We start from the raw sequence: 18,852 nt of genomic DNA on the forward strand, positions 1-18,852 counted from the left end.
GGAGGGTCTGGTGCTGCTCTGCATCGACGTCGGCAACACGCAGACGGCACTGGCGCTCTACCCGTCGTCGGGAGAGGTTCCCGACGACGGGGCCGCGGTCGCCTCCCGCTGGGACGCGCGCATCCGCACCGAGCGGCGGGCCACCGCCGACGAGCTCGCGCTGAGCGTGCGCGGGATGCTCGGGCCGCTGCTCGCGCAGGTCGACGGCGTCGCGGCGCTCTCGACCGTCCCCGCCCTGCTCCGCGAGCTGCGCGGCATGCTCGACCGGCACTTCCCCGGGGTCGCCCGGGTGCTCGTCGAGCCCGGGGTGCGGACCGGGGTGCCGCTGCTCGTCGACAACCCCAAGGAGGTCGGCGCCGACCGGGTGGTGCAGGCCCTCGCGGCGCACCAGCGCGTCGGCGGTCCGTGCGTGGTGGTGACCTTCGGGACCTCCACGACGGTCGACGGCGTCTCCGCCGCGGGCGAGTTCCTCGGCGGGGCGCTCGCCGCGGGCGTCGCGGTGTCGGCGGACGCGCTGGCGGTGCGCGCGGCCGGGCTGCGCCCCGTGGAGCTCGTGGCGCCGCGGACCGTGCTCGGGCGCTCGACCGTGGAGAGCATGCAGGCGGGCCTCGTGCTCGGCGCCGCCGCGATGGTCGACGGGCTCGTCCGCCGGATCGGCGAGGAGATCGCGGCGAAGGACACGGCGGGCCGGGGTCCCGTGGCCGTGGTCGCCTGCGGTGGCCTCGCCCCGGTCGTCGCGCCGGAGTGCACGACGATCACGCACCACGTCCCCGACCTCACGCTGCAGGGCCTGCGTCTGGTCTTCGGTCGGGTCCAGGAGGCGGCGCGTGCCCGCGAGGAGCGCCGCACCCGGCGGTGACGGTGGCAGCACGGCCGGCGCGACCGGCGCCGACCGTGTGCGTCGCGCACTGCGAGGTCTCGCCGGGCACGAGCGTGGTCGGCTACGTGCGCACCAGCCCGACGACGGCGGCACCGACGAGTCCGCCGCCGGTCAGCGTGAACGAGACGACGCCCAGCACCTGATGCCACGCGCGTGTCCGCGTCGGCGCCGCTGTGCCGCGTGCGATGCGCGACCACACCGAGCACATCCGTCAGGTGGCAGTCCGGTTCGTCGCCGTCCGCGGCGACGCCCGGTAGGTGCGGCGGTAGGCGACCGGGGAGAGCCCGACGTCCGCGGCGAGGTGCGCACGCAGAGACGACGTCGTGCCCAGGCCGGCGTCGGCGGCGACCCGGTCGATCGCGAGGTCGGTGGACTCCAGCAGGTGCCGCGCGTGCGCGATCCGCTGCGCGAGGATCCACGCGTGCGGTGACGTGCCGGTCTCGGCGCGGAAGCGGCGGGCGAAGGTCCGCGGGCTCATGGCCGCGTGCCGGGCGAGGGTCGCGACGTCGAGCGGCTCGGACAGCCGCTCCCGGGCCCAGGTCCGGGTGGGGCCGGTGGACCCGTCGTCGTCGACGGGCACCGGCCGCTCGATGAACTGTGCCTGCCCGCCGTCGCGCCACGGCGCCACCACGAGGTGCCGGGCGACCTCGTTGGCCACCGCCGCGCCGTGGTCGCGGCGCACCACGTGCAGACAGAGGTCGAGGCCCGCAGCGAGTCCGGCGGAGGTCGCGAGGTCGCCCTCGTCGACGAACAGCACGTCCTCGTCGACCTCGACGTCCGGGTAGAGCCGCCGGAACTGGGCGGCGCGGGCCCAGTGCGTGGTGGCCCGGCGCCCCGCGAGCCGTCCGGCCGCGGCGAGCACGAAGGCGCCGGTGCAGATCGACATCCAGCGGGCGCCCTCCGGCACCCGCGCCAGCGCCTCGTGCACCTCCGCCGGGAGCACGCCGTCCCGCCGGGCCGGGACGAAGTGCGTCCCGGGCACGAGCACGGTGTCGGCGGCCGCGAGGGCCTCCGGCCCGTGCTCGACGTGCAGTGCGTAGCCCGCCGTCGTCGGGACCGGCCCGGGTGCCAGGCCGCACACACGGACGTCGTAGAGCGGCTCGCAGTCGCGCTCGGCGGTGCCGAAGACCTGCGGCGGGATCGCGAGGTCGAAGCCGACCACCGGGGGCAGCGCGAGCACGGCGACGACGTGGGTCATGGCCGGATTCTGGCATCTCGTGGCGTTCCTGCCACTGGTCCGCTCCGGGAACGCCGGGCATCCTCTCTCCTCGTGACCGACGTCAGCGCGCCGGAGACCCGGCGAACGCGCTCCTCGTGGTGGCCGTGGGCCGTCGCCGCGACCGCCTTCGTCGCCCTCATGGGCGCCGCGGGCTTCCGCTCCGCGCCCGGCGTGCTGATCGCGCCGCTGCACGAGGAGTTCGGGTGGTCGACGGCCACGATCTCCACGGCGGTGTCGATCAACCTCGTGCTCTACGGCGTCATCTCCCCGTTCGCGGCCGCGCTGATGGAGCGGTTCGGTATGCGCCGGGTGGTCGGCGGGGCGCTGCTCCTCGTCGCGGCCGGGAGCGGGCTGACGGTGTGGATGACCCAGGTCTGGCAGCTGATGCTGCTGTGGGGGGTGCTCGTCGGGGTGGGCACCGGCTCGATGGCGCTCGCGTTCGTCGCGACCGTCACCGGTCGCTGGTTCGTCCGGCGCCGCGGGCTCGTCAGCGGGGTCCTGACGGCGGCGCAGGCCGCGGGCGGCCTCGTGTTCCTGCCGCTCATGGCGGCGCTGTCGGAGAGCGTCGGGTGGCGGGCGGCCTCGCTGGTGGTGGCGGCGGGCGCGCTCGTCGTCGTCCCGGTGGTGATCCTGTTCCTGCGGGACTCGCCGTCCGACGTCGGCACCGTCGCGCACGGCGCCGACCCCGGCTCCGTCGCGGCCGCTCTCCCGACGCCGGGTGCCTCGGGCGGTGCGGCCCGCCGCGCGGTCTCCGTGCTCGGCGAGGCGGTCCGCACCCGCACGTTCTGGCTGCTCGCCGGCGGGTTCGCGATCTGCGGCGCGACGACCGTGGGGCTGCTCGGGACACACTTCGTCCCCGCTGCGCACGACCACGGGATGCCGGCGACCACCGCGGCGGGCCTGCTCGCGGTGGTCGGGGTCTTCGACGTGGCCGGGACGATCCTGTCGGGCTGGCTCACCGACCGGTGGGACCCGCGACGGCTGCTCGCCGTCTACTACGTGCTGCGCGGCGCGTCGCTGCTCGTGCTCCCGCTGCTGCTCGCCCCCACCGCGATCCCGCCCATGTGGGCCTTCATCGTGTTCTACGGGCTGGACTGGGTGGCGACCGTGCCGCCGACCGTGGCGCTCTGCCGGGAGTGGTTCGGCGACCGCGGGCCGATCGTGTTCGGCTGGGTCTTCGCCTCGCACCAGATCGGCTCCGCCATCGCCGCGTTCGGCGCGGGCGTCATCCGGGACACCACGGGCAGCTACGACGGCGCCTGGTGGGGCGCGGGGGCGCTCTGCCTGGTCGCGGCGGTGCTGTCCCTGGCGATCACGCGGGCGGTGACCCGGTCGGAGCCGGTCGGCGCCGGCTGACCCGCGACCCGTCGTCGGGAGCCCGGGGTGCGATCAGGGTGCGCCGGCGGCCTCGTCCGGCAGCTCGGCGTGCCGGGGATCGCTCACGGGCAGCAGGTGGCGCAGGCGCTCGACGAGTTCGAGGTCGTCGCGACCGGCCGGAGTCCGGGCCAGGGCCCAGAGGGCGGCGGTGTCGCCCGCGCGCAGGACCGCGCGGCGGACCCCGACGTCGAGCTCGTCGCGTAGTGCCCGGATGCCGGGGGCGTCGGAGGTCGGCAGCAGCTCCCCGCGCCCGACCAGGGCGGTGTCGGGCACGGCGCCGGACCGTAGGGCGTCGCGCAACGTCAGGAAGTCGGCGTCGACGCGGGCCTCGATCCGATAGGGCTGCGTCTTGACCACCCCCGCGCCGTTGGGGAGCGACTCGAGCAGGTGGCGCAGGCGGTGCATCTCGGCGCGCACCGTGACGGGATTGCCGCGCTCGCCGTAGATCTCGAGGGCGAGCGCGTCGGCGGAGAGGCCCTCGGGGTGCAGGGCGAGCAGGGCGAGCAGCTCGGCGTGGCGGGCGCCGAGTCGGACCGGCCGTCCGTCGAGCCGCGCGACCGGGCGCGGGACGCCGAGGAAGGGCAGCGCGAGCGTCGGGCGGCCCCGCATCCCGGACGGGCGCTCGAGGCGGAGCAGCCAACCCTCGGCGAGGGGCTCGACGACGCCCTCGCCGTGCTCGCCGAGCGAGACCCGGTCGCCGGCCCCGGGCAGCACGATCCGGTCGTCGATCCAGCCGTGCGGGGTGGCGGCGAGCACCCGGCCCGCCGGGCTGAGCAGCGCGCCGGGCGCGTCGAGACCGGAGAGGTGGGGGAGGTTCAGCGTGCGCAGTCGCTCGTCGCGGATCGCCTGGCGGGTGGCGAGGTGGTTCTCCGCGAGCCGCGCCGCCGCCGTGACCAGCGCCAACGTGCTCGGGTGGAACGTGCGGACCGGGCCGGTGAGGTCGACCGCGCCCACCGCCTCCCCGGTGTCGGGATCGTGGATCGGCGCGGCCGCACAGGTGAACCGGTGGTACTGCGCGACGAGGTGCTCCGAGGAGTGGATCTGCACCGCGGCGTCCGAGGCGAGGGACGTGCCCATCGCGTTCGTGCCGGCAGAGTCCTCGCTCCAGCGGAACCCCTCGGCGAGCTCGAGGTCGTCGGCCAGGTGCAGCATCCCGGCCGCACCCTCCCGCCACAGGATGTGGCCCTGGGCATCGGTGACGATCATGACGTGCATCGCCTCGTCGGCGATCTCGAGCAACGTGGTGCGCAGCAGCGGGAGCACGGGGGAGAGCGGGTGGTGCTCGCGGACCGCCGCGAGCTCGCCGTCGTCGAACACGTGGGCAGGGGCGCCGTGCTCGGGATCGACGCGGGCGGCCAGCGAGCGGCGCCAGGAGTCCGAGACGACCGACCGCGGGTCGACCTCGGCGCGTCCCCCGCCCAGCACGGCGTCGCGCACGCGCGCGAGGACGGCCGCCCGCTCGACCGGGTCCCCCCAGCCGTCCACGTGTCCCGTCATCCACCACCCCGTGGACCTCTCCCGCAGCCCCGGCGGGCCGAACGTCCATCGTGCGCCCGATCACGCGGTGAGGCAACCCTTACTCGAACGGTGCAGAGCCCCTCATCTGCGGGCACAGGCCGTCCGCGCTGCTCGCATCTGCGTGCAACGTCCGTGCAACCCCTGCGCTCATAGCGTCCTGGGTCACAGGGGCGAGGCCCGCCGTGCGGCGCCGCCCCTCCGAAGGAACAGGCACGGCCGACCACTTTGGGAGGACCAACGATGGCCGTCTACGCAGCCCCCGGGACCGAGGGCTCGGTCGTCAGCTTCAAGCCGCGGTACGACCACTGGATCGGCGGCGAGTACGTCGCCCCGGCCAAGGGTCAGTACTTCGAGAACCCGACCCCCGTCACCGGTCAGACCTTCTGCGAGGTCGCCCGCGGCACCGCCGAGGACGTGGAGAAGGCCCTCGACGCCGCCCACGCGGCCGCGCCGGCCTGGGGCCGCACCTCGGTCGGCGAGCGCGCCAACATCCTCAACAAGATGGCCGACCGCATCGAGGCGAACCTCGAGAAGATCGCCATCGCGGAGAGCTGGGAGAATGGCAAGGCCTGCCGGGAGACCCTGGCCGCCGACATCCCGCTCGCGATCGACCACCTGCGCTACTTCGCCGGCGCGATCCGCGCGCAGGAGGGCTCGCTCTCCCAGATCGACGAGGACACGGTCGCCTACCACTTCCACGAGCCGCTGGGCGTCGTCGGTCAGATCATCCCGTGGAACTTCCCGATCCTCATGGCGATCTGGAAGCTCGCCCCGGCCCTGGCCGCGGGCAACGCCGTCGTCCTGAAGCCGGCCGAGCAGACCCCGGCCTCGATCCACGTCCTCATGGACGTCGTCGGCGACCTGATCCCGGCCGGTGTGCTGAACATCGTCAACGGCTTCGGGGTGGAGGCGGGCAAGCCGCTCGCGTCGTCCCCGCGCATCCGGAAGATCGCCTTCACCGGTGAGACCACCACGGGTCGGCTCATCTCCCAGTACGCCTCGGAGAACCTGATCCCGGTCACGCTCGAGCTCGGCGGCAAGAGCCCGAACGTCTTCTTCGACGACGTGTCGGCGCAGAACGACGCCTTCTACGACAAGTGCCTCGAGGGCTTCGCGATGTTCGCCCTCAACCAGGGCGAGGTCTGCACCTGCCCGTCGCGCGCGCTGATCCAGCAGGGCCACTACGACGAGTTCCTGGCCCAGGCCGTCAAGCGCACCGAGCAGGTCAAGCAGGGCAACCCGCTCGACACCGACACGATGATCGGCGCGCAGGCCTCGAACGACCAGTTCGAGAAGATCCTCTCCTACATCGACATCGGTCGGCAGGAGGGCGCGAAGGTCCTCACCGGCGGCGAGAAGAGCGACCTCGGGGGCGACCTCTCGGGCGGCTACTACATCCAGCCGACCATCTTCGAGGGCGACAACTCGATGCGGATCTTCCAGGAGGAGATCTTCGGGCCGGTGCTCTCGGTCGCGAAGTTCACCGACTACGCCGACGCCATGCGGATCGCGAACGACACCCTCTACGGCCTCGGCGCCGGTGTGTGGTCGCGAGACACCAACACCGCCTACCGCGCCGGGCGTGAGATCCAGGCCGGCCGGGTGTGGGTGAACAACTACCACCAGTACCCGGCGCACGCCGCCTTCGGCGGGTACAAGCAGTCGGGCATCGGCCGCGAGAACCACAAGATGATGCTCGACCACTACCAGCAGACGAAGAACCTGCTGGTGAGCTACTCGCAGAACGCGATGGGCTTCTTCTGATCGAGCCCGCGCCGACGAGAACCGGGAGGCCTCCGATGAGCGAGATCAGCACGAGTACCGACGTCACCGAGACGGTGCCGGAGGTGCCCGGATCGGGGACGACCGCGCGGGTCGCGCTGTCGCCGCAGGCGGCCGAGCTGCTCGTGACGCTGACCGACCTCCACGGCCCGTTGATGTTCCACCAGTCCGGCGGATGCTGCGACGGCAGTGCCCCGATGTGCTATCCGGACGGGGACTTCAAACTCGGCGGGCAGGACGTCCACCTCGGGGATCTCGAGGTGGCCGGGCTGGAGAAGCCGATCGGGTTCCACATGTCGGCGTCGCAGTTCGAGTACTGGAAGCACACCCACCTCACCGTCGACGTCGTCAAGGGACGCGGGAGCGGATTCAGCGTCGAGGCGCCCGAGGGCGTCCGGTTCATCATCCGCTCGCGCCTGTTCACCGACGACGAGTGGCGGGCGCTCGAGGGGGCCTGAGGCTTCCGCGCACGACCGCACGAGGGGCACCCTGGCCGACGGGCCGGGGTGCCCTTCGTGCGTCCGCACCGTCTCGACGAGGAGAACAGACCGTGACCGAAGCCAGCACCACGCTCCGCGAGCTGACCGGGATGCCCGGAGACCCGGCGTCCCTGACCGGCTCCGCGCTGGTGATGATCGACCTGCAGAACACCTACACCCACGGCGTGATGGCGCTGGAGAACGTGGAGCCCGCCATCGAGGAGGCCGCCCGCCTGCTCGAGCGTGCGCGCGCCGCCGGGTCGACGATCGTGCACGTCCAGCACGAGGCGGGCGCCGGCACGCCCTACGACACGAACGCCGAGATCGGCGCGATCGTCGCCGCGGTCGCCCCGCGGGACGGTGAGCACCGGGTGGTGAAGAACTTCCCGAGCTCGTTCGTGAACACCGACCTCGAGGAGTACCTGCGGGGCGCCGGTGTCACGAATCTCGTGCTCGCGGGGTTCATGACGCACATGTGCGTCAACTCGACCGCGCGCAGCGCGTTCAACCTCGGCTTCGCCCCGACCGTCGTGGCGGGCGCCACGGCCACCCGTGCGTTGCCCGGTCCGGACGGCGTCGTGGAGGCCTCGGCGTTGCAGTCCGCGAGTCTCGCCGCCCTGTCCGACATGTTCGCGGTGGTCGTTCCCGACTCGTCGGCCGTTCCCGACTGAGTCGTTCACGACTTCCACACCATTCCATTGTGCGCGGGGCGTCACGGTGGACCCGCCTCGACACGGCGACGCGCGCACAATTACGCTGCGCCGCGAACCATTCCGGTTCACGGCGCGCGGGGACGCGTGACCGCCGTTCGGGGGGTCGTGGAAGGAATTCATCGCGTGGCGCAGAAAGTGGTCGTGAGCCTCGTCGACGACCTCGACGAGACCGAGGCCGACGAGACCGTCGAGTTCGGTATCGACGGGACGACGTACGAGATCGACCTGTCGGACGCGAATGCCTCGAAGCTCCGCGACGAGCTCGCCGACTACGTGGCGCACGCCCGCAAGGTGTCGGGCCGTCGTCGTTCGGGCGGGGCGCGCGCCGCAGCGGCCCCGGCCGCACCGGTGCGCAAGGGCGGTGGCCGTGCGTCGGTCGACCGCGAGCAGAACCAGGCCATCCGGGAATGGGCGCGCAAGAACGACTTCACCGTCTCCGAGCGCGGCCGCATCCCCTCCGAGGTCAGCGAGGCCTACCACAAGGCCCACGCCTGATCCCGACGCTCCACCACGGACGGGCCGTCCGTCACCTCCCAGCGGTGGCGGGCGGCCCGTTCGTCGTCCCGGGAACCACTGCCGCGCTCAGGTCGTACGCTGATGTTTATGACCGATGAGGCGGCCGACCTGCGGCGGGCGGTGCAACGTCTCGCGCGCCGACTCCGCGACGAGCGCCCGCGCGGCCCGCTCACGGACGTCCAGCGGGGAATCCTCGCCCAGATCATGGACCACGGTCCGCAGACCCCCGCCTCGTTGGCTCGTCGTGCGCACACCACGCCGCAGGCGCTGACCCGGCCACTCTCGACCCTCGTCGAGGCCGGCGTCCTCGAGCGGGCTCCGGATCCTCACGACGGTCGTCAACATATGTTGACGATCTCACGGTCCGGGTGGACGCTCTTGCGCGAGGACGCCGCGCCCCGGGACGCGTGGCTCGCGGCGGCCCTCGCGGAACTGACCGAGGCCGAGCAGGGGCTGCTCGGCCTCGCCGCCCGCCTGCTCGCGGGGTTGGCGGAGCGACCGGGAGCGGAGTGAGCGATGCGCGGCGAGCGGGGGACCCGGACCTGGTGGCTCGGAGTGGGGGCGGCGACGGCGTTCGCGGTGGTGGCCGGGGCCTGGGGGATCGCCCGCCAGCCCCTCGAGCCGTACTACGCGGCGTCCGTGCGGTCGATGGCCGGGAGCGGGCACGCGTTCTGGTTCGGGGCCTTCGACCCTGCCGCCACGCTGACCATGGACAAGCTCCCGGGCGCCTTCTGGGTGCAGGCGCTGGTCGTCGCCGTGGCCGGGCCCTCCACGACGGCGATGGTGCTCCCGCAGGTGGTCGCGATGGCCCTGGCGGTGGTGGTTCTCGCCGTCGCGGTGCGGGCGCTGACCGGCAGCCCGGCGGCCGGCGTCGTCGCGGCGATGGTCCTCGCCGTGAGCCCGGCAGCGGTCGGGGTCGCGCGGGGCAACGTCGCCGATCCGCTCATGATCCTGCTCCTGGTGACCGCGGCCTGGGCCGTGGCGCGGGCCCTGCACACCGGGCGTCCGACGCCGTGGCTCGCGGTGGCGGGGCTCGCCGTCGGGCTGGCGTTCCAGGCCAAGATGCTCGCCGCATGGCTGGTCCTCCCGGCGCTGGCCGTCGCGTTCCTGGTGGCCGCCCCGGTCCCGCTCGGGCGGCGGATCGCCGCCACCGCGGTCGGCGGCGTGGTCACCGCCGTCGTCTCCTTCGCGTGGATCGCGGCCGTCTCGCTCGTCCCGGCGGGGCAGCGTCCCTGGGTGGACGGGAGCACGGACGACTCCGAGCTCGCGCAGGTCTTCGTCTACAACGGGCTGGGTCGGCTGGGCGCGCAGAACCCGCTCCAGGAACTCGCCGGACAGGGACTGGCACTGACGGCGCCGGGCACGGGGGCCGAGGGCCCGTCGATCGCGCGGCTCCTCGTCGGCGACCTGGGCCGCTCGACGGGCTGGCTGGCCCCGGCGGCCCTGCTCGCGCTCGTCGTCGGGCTGTGGGCGGTCCGCCGGTCCCCGCGCACCGACCCCCGGCGGGCGGCCTACCTGCTGTTCGGGCTGTGGCTGCTCGTCTACGGGGTCGCGTTCAGCGCCGGCGCGGTGGTCAACGTCTACTACGTCGCCACGCTCGCTCCGGCGATCGCGGGGCTGCTCGGGACGGCGTTCGCCCACCTCCTCGAGGTGCGGGGAGGAGCGGGTGCACGCCTGGCGGCGGGCGCGGCCGTCGTCGTCACGATCGCCTACAGCGCCGTGCTCGTGCTGCGCTCCGAGCACCCGGTGGTGACGCCGGTGGTCGTCGCCGTGCTGCTGGGCGTGGGGGCGGTCGGCCTGGTGGCCACCGCGCGGCGTGGCGCGCTCGTGACCGCCCTGGTGGCCGTCCTGGTCCTGCCCGTGGCCGCCACCGGCTGGCTGCTCGCCCTCGGTGGCGGTGCCTTCGACACGCCGTACGAGTCCGTCCGCGAGATCCGGGCCGTGCGGGTGCTCCTGGTGGCGGCGCCGCGCCTGGCCGCGGGCACCCTGCCCGGGCTGGAGCGGTCGCGGGCCGGGGCCCCGGACCTCATGGCGGTCCAGTCCGCCGCCGTGGCGTCGGTGTTCGCCGCCCCGACCGGCGACGAGGTGCTCCCGATCGGCGGCTTCACCGGCATCGGGCCCACGCCCACGCTCGACCAGCTCCGCGCGGACATCGCCGCCGGCCGCTTCCACGTGGTGCTCTCGTTCCCGAGCACGGATCCCCGGTTCGTGTGGGTCGCAGAGCACTGCCGGGCGCAGCGGTCGCTGGACCCGACCTTCCAGGTGCACGTCTGCGTCCCTGCCGACGCGACGCGTCCCTGACTCACCCGAACAGCGCGGCGAGCAGCGCCGGGACCGCGGCGGCCGCGGCCGGCGCGTGGCGCGCGGTGGCGAGCCGCAGCCCGTCGTCAGGTGGGGCGCCCGGCGGTGAGAGCCAGCGGTCGAGCAGGTCCGGCGTCATCTCCGGGTGGAACTGCACCCCCGCCCAGCGGCCGTGGCGGAAGGCGGCGACGCCGGCGTCGTCGGTCGCGAGGATCTCCGTTCCCGACGGCGGGTCGAGCTGGTCGGCGTGCCAGGAGAACCAGGGTCCGGGCGCGATGCGCGCGTCGTGCGGGACGACCGGGAACCAGCCCACGCGGGGTTCGTCGAGGTGCCGGATCGAACCGCCGAGCACCTCGGCGACGAGCTGGGCGCCGAAGCAGATGCCGAGCACGCGGGCCCCGGCGTCGTGGGCCGTCGTCAGGAAGCGCCGCTCCCGGTCGATCCAGTCCATCGCCGAGCGCGGCCACGGGGCGCCGAGGACGACGACGAGGTCGTACGACGACGGGTCGGGGAAGACGGCGTCGGTGTCCGGCAGCGCGGTGAACCAGGTGACGTCGCCGAACTCGGGGCGGCCCTCGAGACAGCCGAGGCCCGCGACGGCGTCGTGCCCGACGACGAGGGTCCGGGTCACGACGGCAGGTCCCGGTAGCCGGGGTGGACCCCGGCGGTGAGGCCCTCGGCGGCCGCCACCCGGCCGAGGAGGGACGCCAGGGAGCGTCGTTCGTCGGCGTCGAGGCTGCTCAGGAGGGCGTCCTCGTGCTCGGCGGCCAGGCGCCCGAGGTCGCGCACCAGCTCCTCGCCCGCGGCCGTGAGGTGCACGGCGTACAGCCGCCGGTCGCCGGGGTTGCGGCGCCGCTCGAGCACCCCACGCGCCTCCAGGGCGTCCACCAGCGCGACGAGCCGGGTGGCCGGTGTCCCGAGCCGCCCGGCGAGCGCCTGCTGGCTGCGACCCGGCTCCCGGGCGACCGCGCGGAGCAGGCCGGCCTGGGGCGGGGTCAGGTCGAGGTCCGCCACCCGCTCGCCGAAGCGGCGTGCGGCGTGGGTGCCGAGCTGGGTGAGGAGGAAGGCGGCTCCGGAGGGGCGGTCCACGCGCCGGACGATAGCTCTTGACAAACAATGCAGATGGAAGACGATGACAACCTGTAACGATTACCTCGTCGGAAGAGTCGTCATGTCCACTCCACACACCCGCCGCGGCGGCCCACCCCTCCTCGCGCCGGCCCTGGCCTGGGTCGCCCTCACCGTCGCCGCCGCGGTGCTGCACCCCGGGACACGGCCGTCCGCCGACCCGGCGACGACGCTGACGCTGCTGGCCGACCATCCGGTGTCCGCCCAGCTCTCCGCCCTCGTGCTGCTCGCGTCCGCGGCGCCGTTCGCGGTGTGGGTCGGCGCCGTCCACCACCGGCTCGGGCGACTCGGCCTCCGGGTCGCCGGGCCGACCCTGGGTCTGGCCGGAGGGTTGCTCGCGGCAGCGGCCCTGGCCCTGTCCGGTGCAGCGCAGTGGGCGGCCGTCGCCGCCGCCGTGCCGGGCGGCGAGGCCGCCGTCACGGGGCTGAACGCCCTGTCGTTCGCGCTCGGCGGCCCGACCTTCGCGGTGATGTTCGGGCTGCTCATGGCCGGGGTGTCGGTGCCGACCCTGCTCGCGAGCGTCGTGCCGCGCGGCCTGGCGTGGGCCGGGCTCGTGCTCGCGGCGGTCGCCGTCGTGGCCGTGGTCGGTCTCGCCGTGCCGCCGCTGCAGTACCTGCTGCCGGTCGTGCGCTTCGGCGGGCTGCTCTGGCTGGTGTGGTTCTCGGCCGTGCTGCCGGTGAGCCGCCGCCGGGTGGCCGACCCCGAGCTCGTCGCGTGATCGCGGTCGTGGGCGCGACCGGCCACGTGGGCGGGGAGGTGGTCGCGCAGCTCGCGGCGACGGGCGTGCCGGTCCGGGCCCTGACCCGCCGTCCGGACGGCTGGACCGGCCCGGCGGTCGAGGTGGCCGACGTCGCCGCATTCGGGGCCTTCGCCGGAGCCCGCGCGGCCTTCCTCATGACGGCCGAGCCGATCGTCCCCGGTGGGCGCCCCGAGGTGCTCGGGTCACTGGTCCGTGCCGCCGTGGACGCGGGGGTGGAGCAGCTGGTGCTGCTGAGCGTGTTCAGCGGATCCGCGGGCGACGACGTCCTCGGCTACTGGAACGCCGCCTGCGAGACCCTCGTGGTCGACAGCGGCGTGCCGTGGACGCTGCTCCGCCCCGGGCGGTTCTTCTCCAACGCGCTGGCGTGGGCCCGGTTCGTGGGCGACGGCTCCGTGCCGGTCGGGTTCGCGCGCCGGGCGGCCGCGGGGATCGACCCGGCGGACGTCGCGGCGGTGGCGGTGCGGGGGTTGACCGGCGACCTCGTCGGCGCGGCGCCCCGGCTGACCGGCCCCGAGTCGCTCACGCCGCTCGAGGAGCTGCGGGTCCTCGGCGAGGTGCTGGGGCGTCCGCTCACCGCCTGCGAGATCGACCCCGACGCCGTCGCCCGCGGCATGCTCGCCGGCGGGACCGCACCCGAGGTGGTGGACGCCGTCGTGGCGCGCACGCTGCACGACGACGAGGGTGCCGAGCCGCTCCCGGCCGTGCGCACCCTGCTGGGCCGCGAGCCGCGGCGGTTCGCCGACTGGGCGCGGGCGCACGCAACGGCGTTCGCGACCCCTGCCGACTGAGCGCACGGCCGCTCCGGACGGTGCCGGGCGCGTGCAACATCTGCTCGTGGGCCACCGAAACACCCGATCCGGCGTTTCTCCGGTAGCGAACGCCTTCCCGGAACAGCGGTGGACCGGGCATCGTTGGACCGAGCACGGTCGCGACTGGCGGCCGTGCGAGCAGAATCGGGCATCCCGGTTCGACGTGGCTGGCGTCACGGTGCGGCAACCGCCGACACCGGATGGTGTCGGTCCCGGCGACTAGGATGGGTCGTACGGTGCTCGGTCACGGTGTGAGCATCAGCCAGGGTCCGCGGGCCCGTCGTCGGTGACGACGGGGGAGTGCGCGGGTGTCCGCCGGCGCAGCAGTCAGGAGTGACGAATGTTCGAGAGGTTCACCGACCGCGCGAGGCGGGTGGTCGTCCTGGCCCAAGAAGAGGCCCGGATGCTCAACCACAACTACATCGGGACCGAGCACATCCTGCTCGGACTGATCCACGAGGGCGAGGGCGTCGCCGCCAAGGCCCTCGAGTCGCTGGGCATCGCCCTGGAGGGCGTGCGCCAGCAGGTCGAGGAGATCATCGGCCAGGGTCAGCAGGCCCCCTCGGGGCACATCCCGTTCACCCCGCGCGCCAAGAAGGTGCTGGAGCTGTCGCTGCGCGAGGCGCTGCAGCTCGGCCACAACTACATCGGCACCGAGCACATCCTGCTCGGGCTGATCCGTGAGGGCGAGGGCGTCGCCGCCCAGGTCCTCGTCAAGCTCGGCGCGGACCTCAACCGCGTGCGCCAGCAGGTGCTGCAGCTGCTCTCGGGCTACCAGGGCAAGGAGCCCGCGGAGTCCGGCGGCCAGCGCGGCGAGGGCACGCCGTCGTCGTCGCTCGTGCTCGACCAGTTCGGTCGCAACCTCACCCAGTCCGCCCGCGAGGGCAAGCTGGACCCGGTCATCGGCCGGGAGAAGGAGATCGAGCGGGTCATGCAGGTCCTCTCCCGGAGGACCAAGAACAACCCGGTCCTCATCGGGGAGCCCGGCGTCGGCAAGACCGCCGTCGTCGAGGGCCTCGGTCAGGCCATCGTCAAGGGCGAGGTCCCCGAGACGCTGAAGGACAAGCAGCTCTACACGCTCGACCTCGGGTCGCTCGTGGCGGGCTCGCGCTACCGCGGTGACTTCGAGGAGCGCCTGAAGAAGGTCCTCAAGGAGATCCGCACCCGCGGCGACATCATCCTGTTCATCGACGAGCTCCACACCCTCGTGGGTGCCGGTGCCGCCGAGGGCGCGATCGACGCCGCCTCGATCCTCAAGCCGATGCTGGCCCGCGGTGAGCTGCAGACCATCGGTGCGACGACGCTCGACGAGTACCGCAAGCACGTCGAGAAGGACGCCGCGCTCGAGCGCCGCTTCCAGCCGATCCAGGTGGGCGAGCCCTCGGTGGCGCACTCCATCGAGATCCTCAAGGGCCTGCGGGACCGGTACGAGGCGCACCACCGCGTCTCGATCACCGACCCGGCGCTGGTCGCGGCGGCCACCCTGGCCGACCGCTACATCAACGACCGGTTCCTCCCGGACAAGGCGATCGACCTGATCGACGAGGCCGGCGCCCGCATGCGCATCCGCCGGATGACCGCGCCGCCGGACCTGCGCGAGTTCGACGAGAAGATCTCCGACGTCCGTCGCGAGAAGGAATCGGCGATCGACGCGCAGGACTTCGAGAAGGCCGCGCGCCTGCGCGACGAGGAGAAGCAGCTCCTCGGCCAGAAGTCCGAGCGCGAGAAGCAGTGGAAGTCCGGTGACCTCGACGTCGTCGCCGAGGTGGACGACGAGCTGATCGCCGAGGTGCTGGCCAACTGGACCGGCATCCCCGTCTTCAAGCTCACCGAGGAGGAGACGACCCGTCTGCTCCGCATGGAGGACGAGCTCCACAAGCGGATCATCGGACAGGAGGAGGCCGTCCGTTCGGTCTCCCAGTCGATGCGCCGTACGCGGGCCGGCCTCAAGGACCCGAAGCGTCCGTCGGGGTCGTTCATCTTCGCGGGGCCCTCGGGCGTCGGGAAGACGGAGCTGACCAAGGCGCTCGCCGAGTTCCTGTTCGGTGACGACGACGCGCTCGTCCAGATCGACATGGGCGAGTTCCACGACCGCTACACCGCCTCGCGGCTCTTCGGTGCCCCTCCCGGGTACGTCGGCTACGAGGAGGGCGGCCAGCTCACCGAGAAGGTGCGCCGCAAGCCGTTCTCGGTGGTCCTCTTCGACGAGATCGAGAAGGCCCACTCGGAGGTCTACAACACCCTCCTGCAGGTGCTCGAGGACGGCCGCCTGACCGATGGCCAGGGTCGGGTCGTCGACTTCAAGAACACGGTCATCGTGTTCACGTCGAACCTCGGCACGCAGGACATCTCGAAGGCCGTGGGCCTGGGCTTCCAGTCCGGCGCCGACACGTCGTCGAACTACGAGCGCATGAAGAACAAGGTCACGGACGAGCTGAAGAAGCACTTCCGTCCCGAGTTCCTCAACCGCATCGACGACATCGTCGTGTTCCACCAGCTGCGTGAGAACGAGATCGTGCAGATGGTCGACCTGATGATCGGTCGCACCGAGAAGCAGCTGCAGAACAAGGACATGTCCATCGAGCTGACCGACACCGCGAAGAAGCTGCTCGCCCAGCGCGGCTTCGACCCGGTGCTCGGTGCCCGCCCGCTGCGTCGCACGATCCAGCGGGAGATCGAGGACCAGCTCTCGGAGAAGATCCTGTTCGGGGAGATCGAGCCCGGCCAGATCGTGCTCGTCGACGTCGAGGGCTGGACCCCCGAGCTCGACGACAAGGGCGTCACCAGGCCCGCTCCGGAGTCGGCCAAGTTCACCTTCCGGGGCGAGCCCAAGCCCACCCCGGTGCCGGACACCCCCGAGGTCGCGACGGCCTCGGAGTAGTCCTCCCGCACGGCACGCCCCGGTCGCCTTCGTGGTGGCCGGGGCGTTCGTGTGTCCGGCGTTCGTGTGCGCGGAGCAGCGGGCACAGGTCTGGCATGACCGCACCCACGAGCACGGAGGCGCAGGTCGTCGAGACCTTCCTCGCCGCACTCGCCCGGCTCGACGTCGAGGCGGTGGGGGAGCTGCTCGACCCCGACGTCGTCTACCAGAACGTCTCCCTGCCGGCCGCCCACGGGCGTGCGGCCACCCTACGCGTCCTCGGCTCGATGGCCCGCCCGCTCACCGGGTTCGAGATCCACACCCACCGGCTCGCCGCGACCGGGTCGACGGTGCTGACCGAACGGACGGACGTGGCGATCGCGGGCCGCGTCCGGATCGCCTTCTGGGTGTGCGGCACGTTCGAGGTCCGCGACGGCCGGATCACCCTGTGGCGCGACTACTTCGACTGGGCCGACGTCACCCGCGCCGCCGTGACCGGCATGGTGCGTGGCGCCTGGGCCGCCCTGCGCCGCCGCTGATTCAGCGCTTCGCGGCAGCCTTCTGCTTCTTGTTCTGCGCCCGCCCGGCCTGGAACGCGATGAGGACCGCGATGGACAGCGTGATCCACAGGGCGTACCGGTCGACCAGGAGCACCACGTCGACCGCGGACTGGCCGAGCGTGTAGCCCAGGCCCGCGACCAACTCGGTCATCAGGCCCGCACCGATGATGCTGGCCAGGAGGAACCCGACGAGGGACAGCCCGGCCAGCCCGGCGAGCAGGTAGACCAGCACCGACGGGACGCCGGGCAGGGCCGCAGCGATGACCAGCAGGAACATCGCCCACAGCGGCCAGGACCGCACCCGCTCCACGAACCGCTGCGCGCGGTCGGTCGGCACGAACAGCTTCACGCCCTTGGCGCCCCAGCGTCGACCGGCCCACCACCACAGCCAGTCGAACTTCGCCTTCCCGACGATGCCCGCGACGATCACCAGCCACAGGTCCGCCTGACCGATCCGCGCGAAGGCGGACCCGGCACCGATCGCCGAGGAGCTGCCGGTGACGGCGGCCAGCAGGGTGGGGTGGGACGCCAGGAGGAACGGCCGGATCGGCAGGGTGGCCAGACCGAGCACGAGGGCCCCGACGAGGCAGCCCATGAGCACCTTGTCGGCCCGCGGCATCGGGCTCTCCCACGGGCGCATGTCCCGCCACTGCTGCTTGGCGGCCTCGATCTCCTCCGGGGAGTACTCCCGGCGCCACCGCGAGCGGCGCTTCACGGGCTCGGTCGGGCGCTCGGTCCCGCCGGAGGTCGGCTCGGGGGCGGTGTCGGGCGCGGTCGGCGCCTCGTCCCGGTCGGACACGTCGCCCCCCCGATCCCGCGGCGGCCCGTCCGCCGTCGGCATGAACAGTAGCGGACGGGCGTTTCATACGCGTGTGTCGTGATCGTCCACCGGCGACTGGTGGGCGTTGCCCGGCGCACCCTGACCAGGGACCCGACCGGACCGCGTGCGTGCCGCAGGACCGCGTGCCGCGCTACGCCTCGTACAGCGCCGCGAGCCCCTTCGCCGCCGAGGCCATCTGCTCGCGCAGCATCGAGGGCGACACCACCTCGACCTCGGGCCCCAGCCCCAGCAGCTCCGACCGGGTCGCGGCGATCGACTCCATCGGGATCACCGCGCAGGTCCAGCCCTCGTCGTCGGTCGGCCAGGAGCGCTCCGCGAGGGCCCGCGCGGTGTGCGGCCGCAGCGCCACCGGGGCCAGCTCCATCGCGCACGGCGAGAGCCGGACCGCGGCCTCGGCCTGGTAGAGCGAGGCGGTGAGGGACGCGGCGGCCGAGGTCCAGTAGCGGAACAGGTCGAAGTCGGCCGGGCGGTCGAAGTGCGCGTCCAGGGTCTCGAGCTGCAGCACCCGTGACACGCGGTAGGTCCGGGGCTCTCCGCCCCCGGCCGGCTGCGCCGCGAGGTACCAGACCCCGGCCTTGAGGACGATGCCGAGCGGCTCGAGGTCGCGCTCGACCTCCTCCTCGCCCCAGCGCAGGTACCGGAGCCGCACCATCCGCTGGTTCCACACGGCGTCGGCGATGCCGGTGAGGGTCGGGACGTTCTCGGCCTCCCGGAACCAGCCGGGCGCGTCGAGGTGGAAGCGCTCGGCGATGCGGCGGGAGCGCTCCGCGAGCTCGTCGGGCAGCGCCGCCTGGACCTTGAGCTGGGCGGCCGCGAGCACCCGCCCGAGCCCGAGCTCCGCCGCGGCGGCCGGCATGCCCGCGAGGGCCAGCGAGTCCGCCTCCTCGGCCGACATCCCCGTCAGCCGCGTGCTCCAGCCCTCCAGCAGGGAGTACCCGCCGTCGGGACCGCGGTCGGCGTAGACCGGCACCCCGGACTCGGCGAGCGAGTCCATGTCGCGGTAGATCGTGCGGATCGAGACCTCGAGCTCGTCGGCGAGCTCGCGCGCCGTCATACGCCCGCGTGTCTGCAGGAGGAGCAGCACGGAGAGCAACCGACTGGCGCGCACG

Annotated in this window: 18 protein-coding genes; 12 read left to right on the forward strand and 6 right to left on the reverse strand. The window is 73.4% G+C overall.

What is annotated here, in order from left to right; all coding sequences use genetic code 11:
- Positions 1-10 precede the first annotated feature (10 nt).
- Complete coding sequence (locus BJ983_RS26085; protein WP_179796481.1) at positions 11-859, forward strand: type III pantothenate kinase; 849 nt, start codon at positions 11-13, stop codon at positions 857-859.
- A 232-nt stretch (positions 860-1,091) separates the two neighbouring features.
- Here the strand turns inward: BJ983_RS26085 and BJ983_RS26095 are convergent, their stop codons facing one another.
- Positions 1,092-2,078 (reverse strand): GlxA family transcriptional regulator, encoded by a 987-nt coding sequence (locus tag BJ983_RS26095; RefSeq protein ID WP_179796483.1) that lies wholly within the window; start codon positions 2,076-2,078, stop codon positions 1,092-1,094.
- A gap of 159 nt (positions 2,079-2,237) precedes the next feature.
- Here BJ983_RS26095 and BJ983_RS26100 point away from each other — a divergent pair, with 159 nt between their 5' ends.
- A complete protein-coding gene (locus BJ983_RS26100) occupies positions 2,238-3,455 on the forward strand; it encodes an MFS transporter (RefSeq protein WP_218891592.1) in 1,218 nt (405 codons plus the stop codon).
- A 33-nt stretch (positions 3,456-3,488) separates the two neighbouring features.
- On the opposite strand, the gene BJ983_RS26105 is transcribed toward BJ983_RS26100, so the two are convergent.
- The gene (locus BJ983_RS26105; protein WP_179796485.1) at positions 3,489-4,973 is read right to left on the reverse strand and encodes a GAF domain-containing protein; all 1,485 of its coding nucleotides are present in this window, start codon (positions 4,971-4,973) and stop codon (positions 3,489-3,491) included.
- A gap of 261 nt (positions 4,974-5,234) precedes the next feature.
- Between BJ983_RS26105 and exaC the strand changes: the two genes are divergently transcribed.
- The 6 genes from exaC (at position 5,235) to BJ983_RS26135 (ending at position 10,785) form a co-directional block, all read left to right on the forward strand.
- A complete protein-coding gene (gene exaC / locus BJ983_RS26110) occupies positions 5,235-6,758 on the forward strand; it encodes an acetaldehyde dehydrogenase ExaC (RefSeq protein WP_179796486.1) in 1,524 nt (507 codons plus the stop codon).
- Between the two features lie 35 nt (positions 6,759-6,793).
- Positions 6,794-7,234: a DUF779 domain-containing protein gene (locus BJ983_RS26115; protein WP_246325654.1), complete on the forward strand. Its 441-nt coding sequence runs from the start codon at positions 6,794-6,796 to the stop codon at positions 7,232-7,234.
- Between the two features lie 92 nt (positions 7,235-7,326).
- Positions 7,327-7,926, forward strand: coding sequence for an isochorismatase family protein (locus tag BJ983_RS26120; protein ID WP_179796487.1), 600 nt, complete (start codon positions 7,327-7,329; stop codon positions 7,924-7,926).
- A 165-nt stretch (positions 7,927-8,091) separates the two neighbouring features.
- Positions 8,092-8,463: an Lsr2 dimerization domain-containing protein gene (locus BJ983_RS26125; protein WP_179798269.1), complete on the forward strand. Its 372-nt coding sequence runs from the start codon at positions 8,092-8,094 to the stop codon at positions 8,461-8,463.
- Positions 8,464-8,571: 108 nt separating this feature from the next.
- On the forward strand, positions 8,572-8,997 hold the full coding sequence (locus tag BJ983_RS26130) for a MarR family winged helix-turn-helix transcriptional regulator (RefSeq protein ID WP_179796488.1): 426 nt from the start codon (positions 8,572-8,574) through the stop codon (positions 8,995-8,997).
- Between the two features lie 3 nt (positions 8,998-9,000).
- Complete coding sequence (locus tag BJ983_RS26135) at positions 9,001-10,785, forward strand: ArnT family glycosyltransferase (protein ID WP_179796489.1); 1,785 nt, start codon at positions 9,001-9,003, stop codon at positions 10,783-10,785.
- Between the two features lies 1 nt (position 10,786).
- Here the strand turns inward: BJ983_RS26135 and BJ983_RS26140 are convergent, their stop codons facing one another.
- Both BJ983_RS26140 and BJ983_RS26145 read right to left on the reverse strand, forming a co-directional pair.
- On the reverse strand, positions 10,787-11,416 hold the full coding sequence (locus BJ983_RS26140) for a glutamine amidotransferase-related protein (RefSeq protein WP_179796490.1): 630 nt from the start codon (positions 11,414-11,416) through the stop codon (positions 10,787-10,789).
- On the reverse strand, positions 11,413-11,874 hold the full coding sequence (locus BJ983_RS26145; RefSeq protein WP_179796491.1) for a MarR family transcriptional regulator: 462 nt from the start codon (positions 11,872-11,874) through the stop codon (positions 11,413-11,415). Before BJ983_RS26145 ends, BJ983_RS26140 begins: the two co-directional genes overlap by 4 nt.
- An 82-nt stretch (positions 11,875-11,956) precedes the next feature.
- Here BJ983_RS26145 and BJ983_RS26150 point away from each other — a divergent pair, with 82 nt between their 5' ends.
- The 4 genes from BJ983_RS26150 (at position 11,957) to BJ983_RS26165 (ending at position 16,881) form a co-directional block, all read left to right on the forward strand.
- Positions 11,957-12,631, forward strand: a complete 675-nt coding sequence (locus tag BJ983_RS26150; RefSeq protein ID WP_179796492.1) for a DUF4386 domain-containing protein — start codon at positions 11,957-11,959, stop codon at positions 12,629-12,631.
- On the forward strand, positions 12,628-13,461 hold the full coding sequence (locus tag BJ983_RS26155) for an NAD(P)H-binding protein (RefSeq protein ID WP_179796493.1): 834 nt from the start codon (positions 12,628-12,630) through the stop codon (positions 13,459-13,461). The genes BJ983_RS26150 and BJ983_RS26155 overlap by 4 nt, the downstream gene beginning before the upstream one ends.
- A gap of 361 nt (positions 13,462-13,822) precedes the next feature.
- Positions 13,823-16,363: an ATP-dependent Clp protease ATP-binding subunit gene (locus BJ983_RS26160; RefSeq protein ID WP_179796494.1), complete on the forward strand. Its 2,541-nt coding sequence runs from the start codon at positions 13,823-13,825 to the stop codon at positions 16,361-16,363.
- 95 nt (positions 16,364-16,458) lie between these two features.
- Entirely contained in the window at positions 16,459-16,881 is a 423-nt protein-coding gene (locus BJ983_RS26165) for a limonene-1,2-epoxide hydrolase family protein (protein ID WP_179796495.1), read from the forward strand.
- A 1-nt stretch (position 16,882) separates the two neighbouring features.
- On the opposite strand, the gene BJ983_RS26170 is transcribed toward BJ983_RS26165, so the two are convergent.
- Both BJ983_RS26170 and BJ983_RS26175 read right to left on the reverse strand, forming a co-directional pair.
- Positions 16,883-17,701, reverse strand: a complete 819-nt coding sequence (locus BJ983_RS26170; protein ID WP_179796496.1) for a VTT domain-containing protein — start codon at positions 17,699-17,701, stop codon at positions 16,883-16,885.
- A 172-nt stretch (positions 17,702-17,873) separates the two neighbouring features.
- Positions 17,874-18,851, reverse strand: a complete 978-nt coding sequence (locus BJ983_RS26175; RefSeq protein ID WP_179796497.1) for a WYL domain-containing protein — start codon at positions 18,849-18,851, stop codon at positions 17,874-17,876.
- Position 18,852 lies beyond the last annotated feature (1 nt).

Source organism: Actinomycetospora corticicola, assembly GCF_013409505.1.
Lineage (GTDB): Bacteria > Actinomycetota > Actinomycetes > Mycobacteriales > Pseudonocardiaceae > Actinomycetospora > Actinomycetospora corticicola.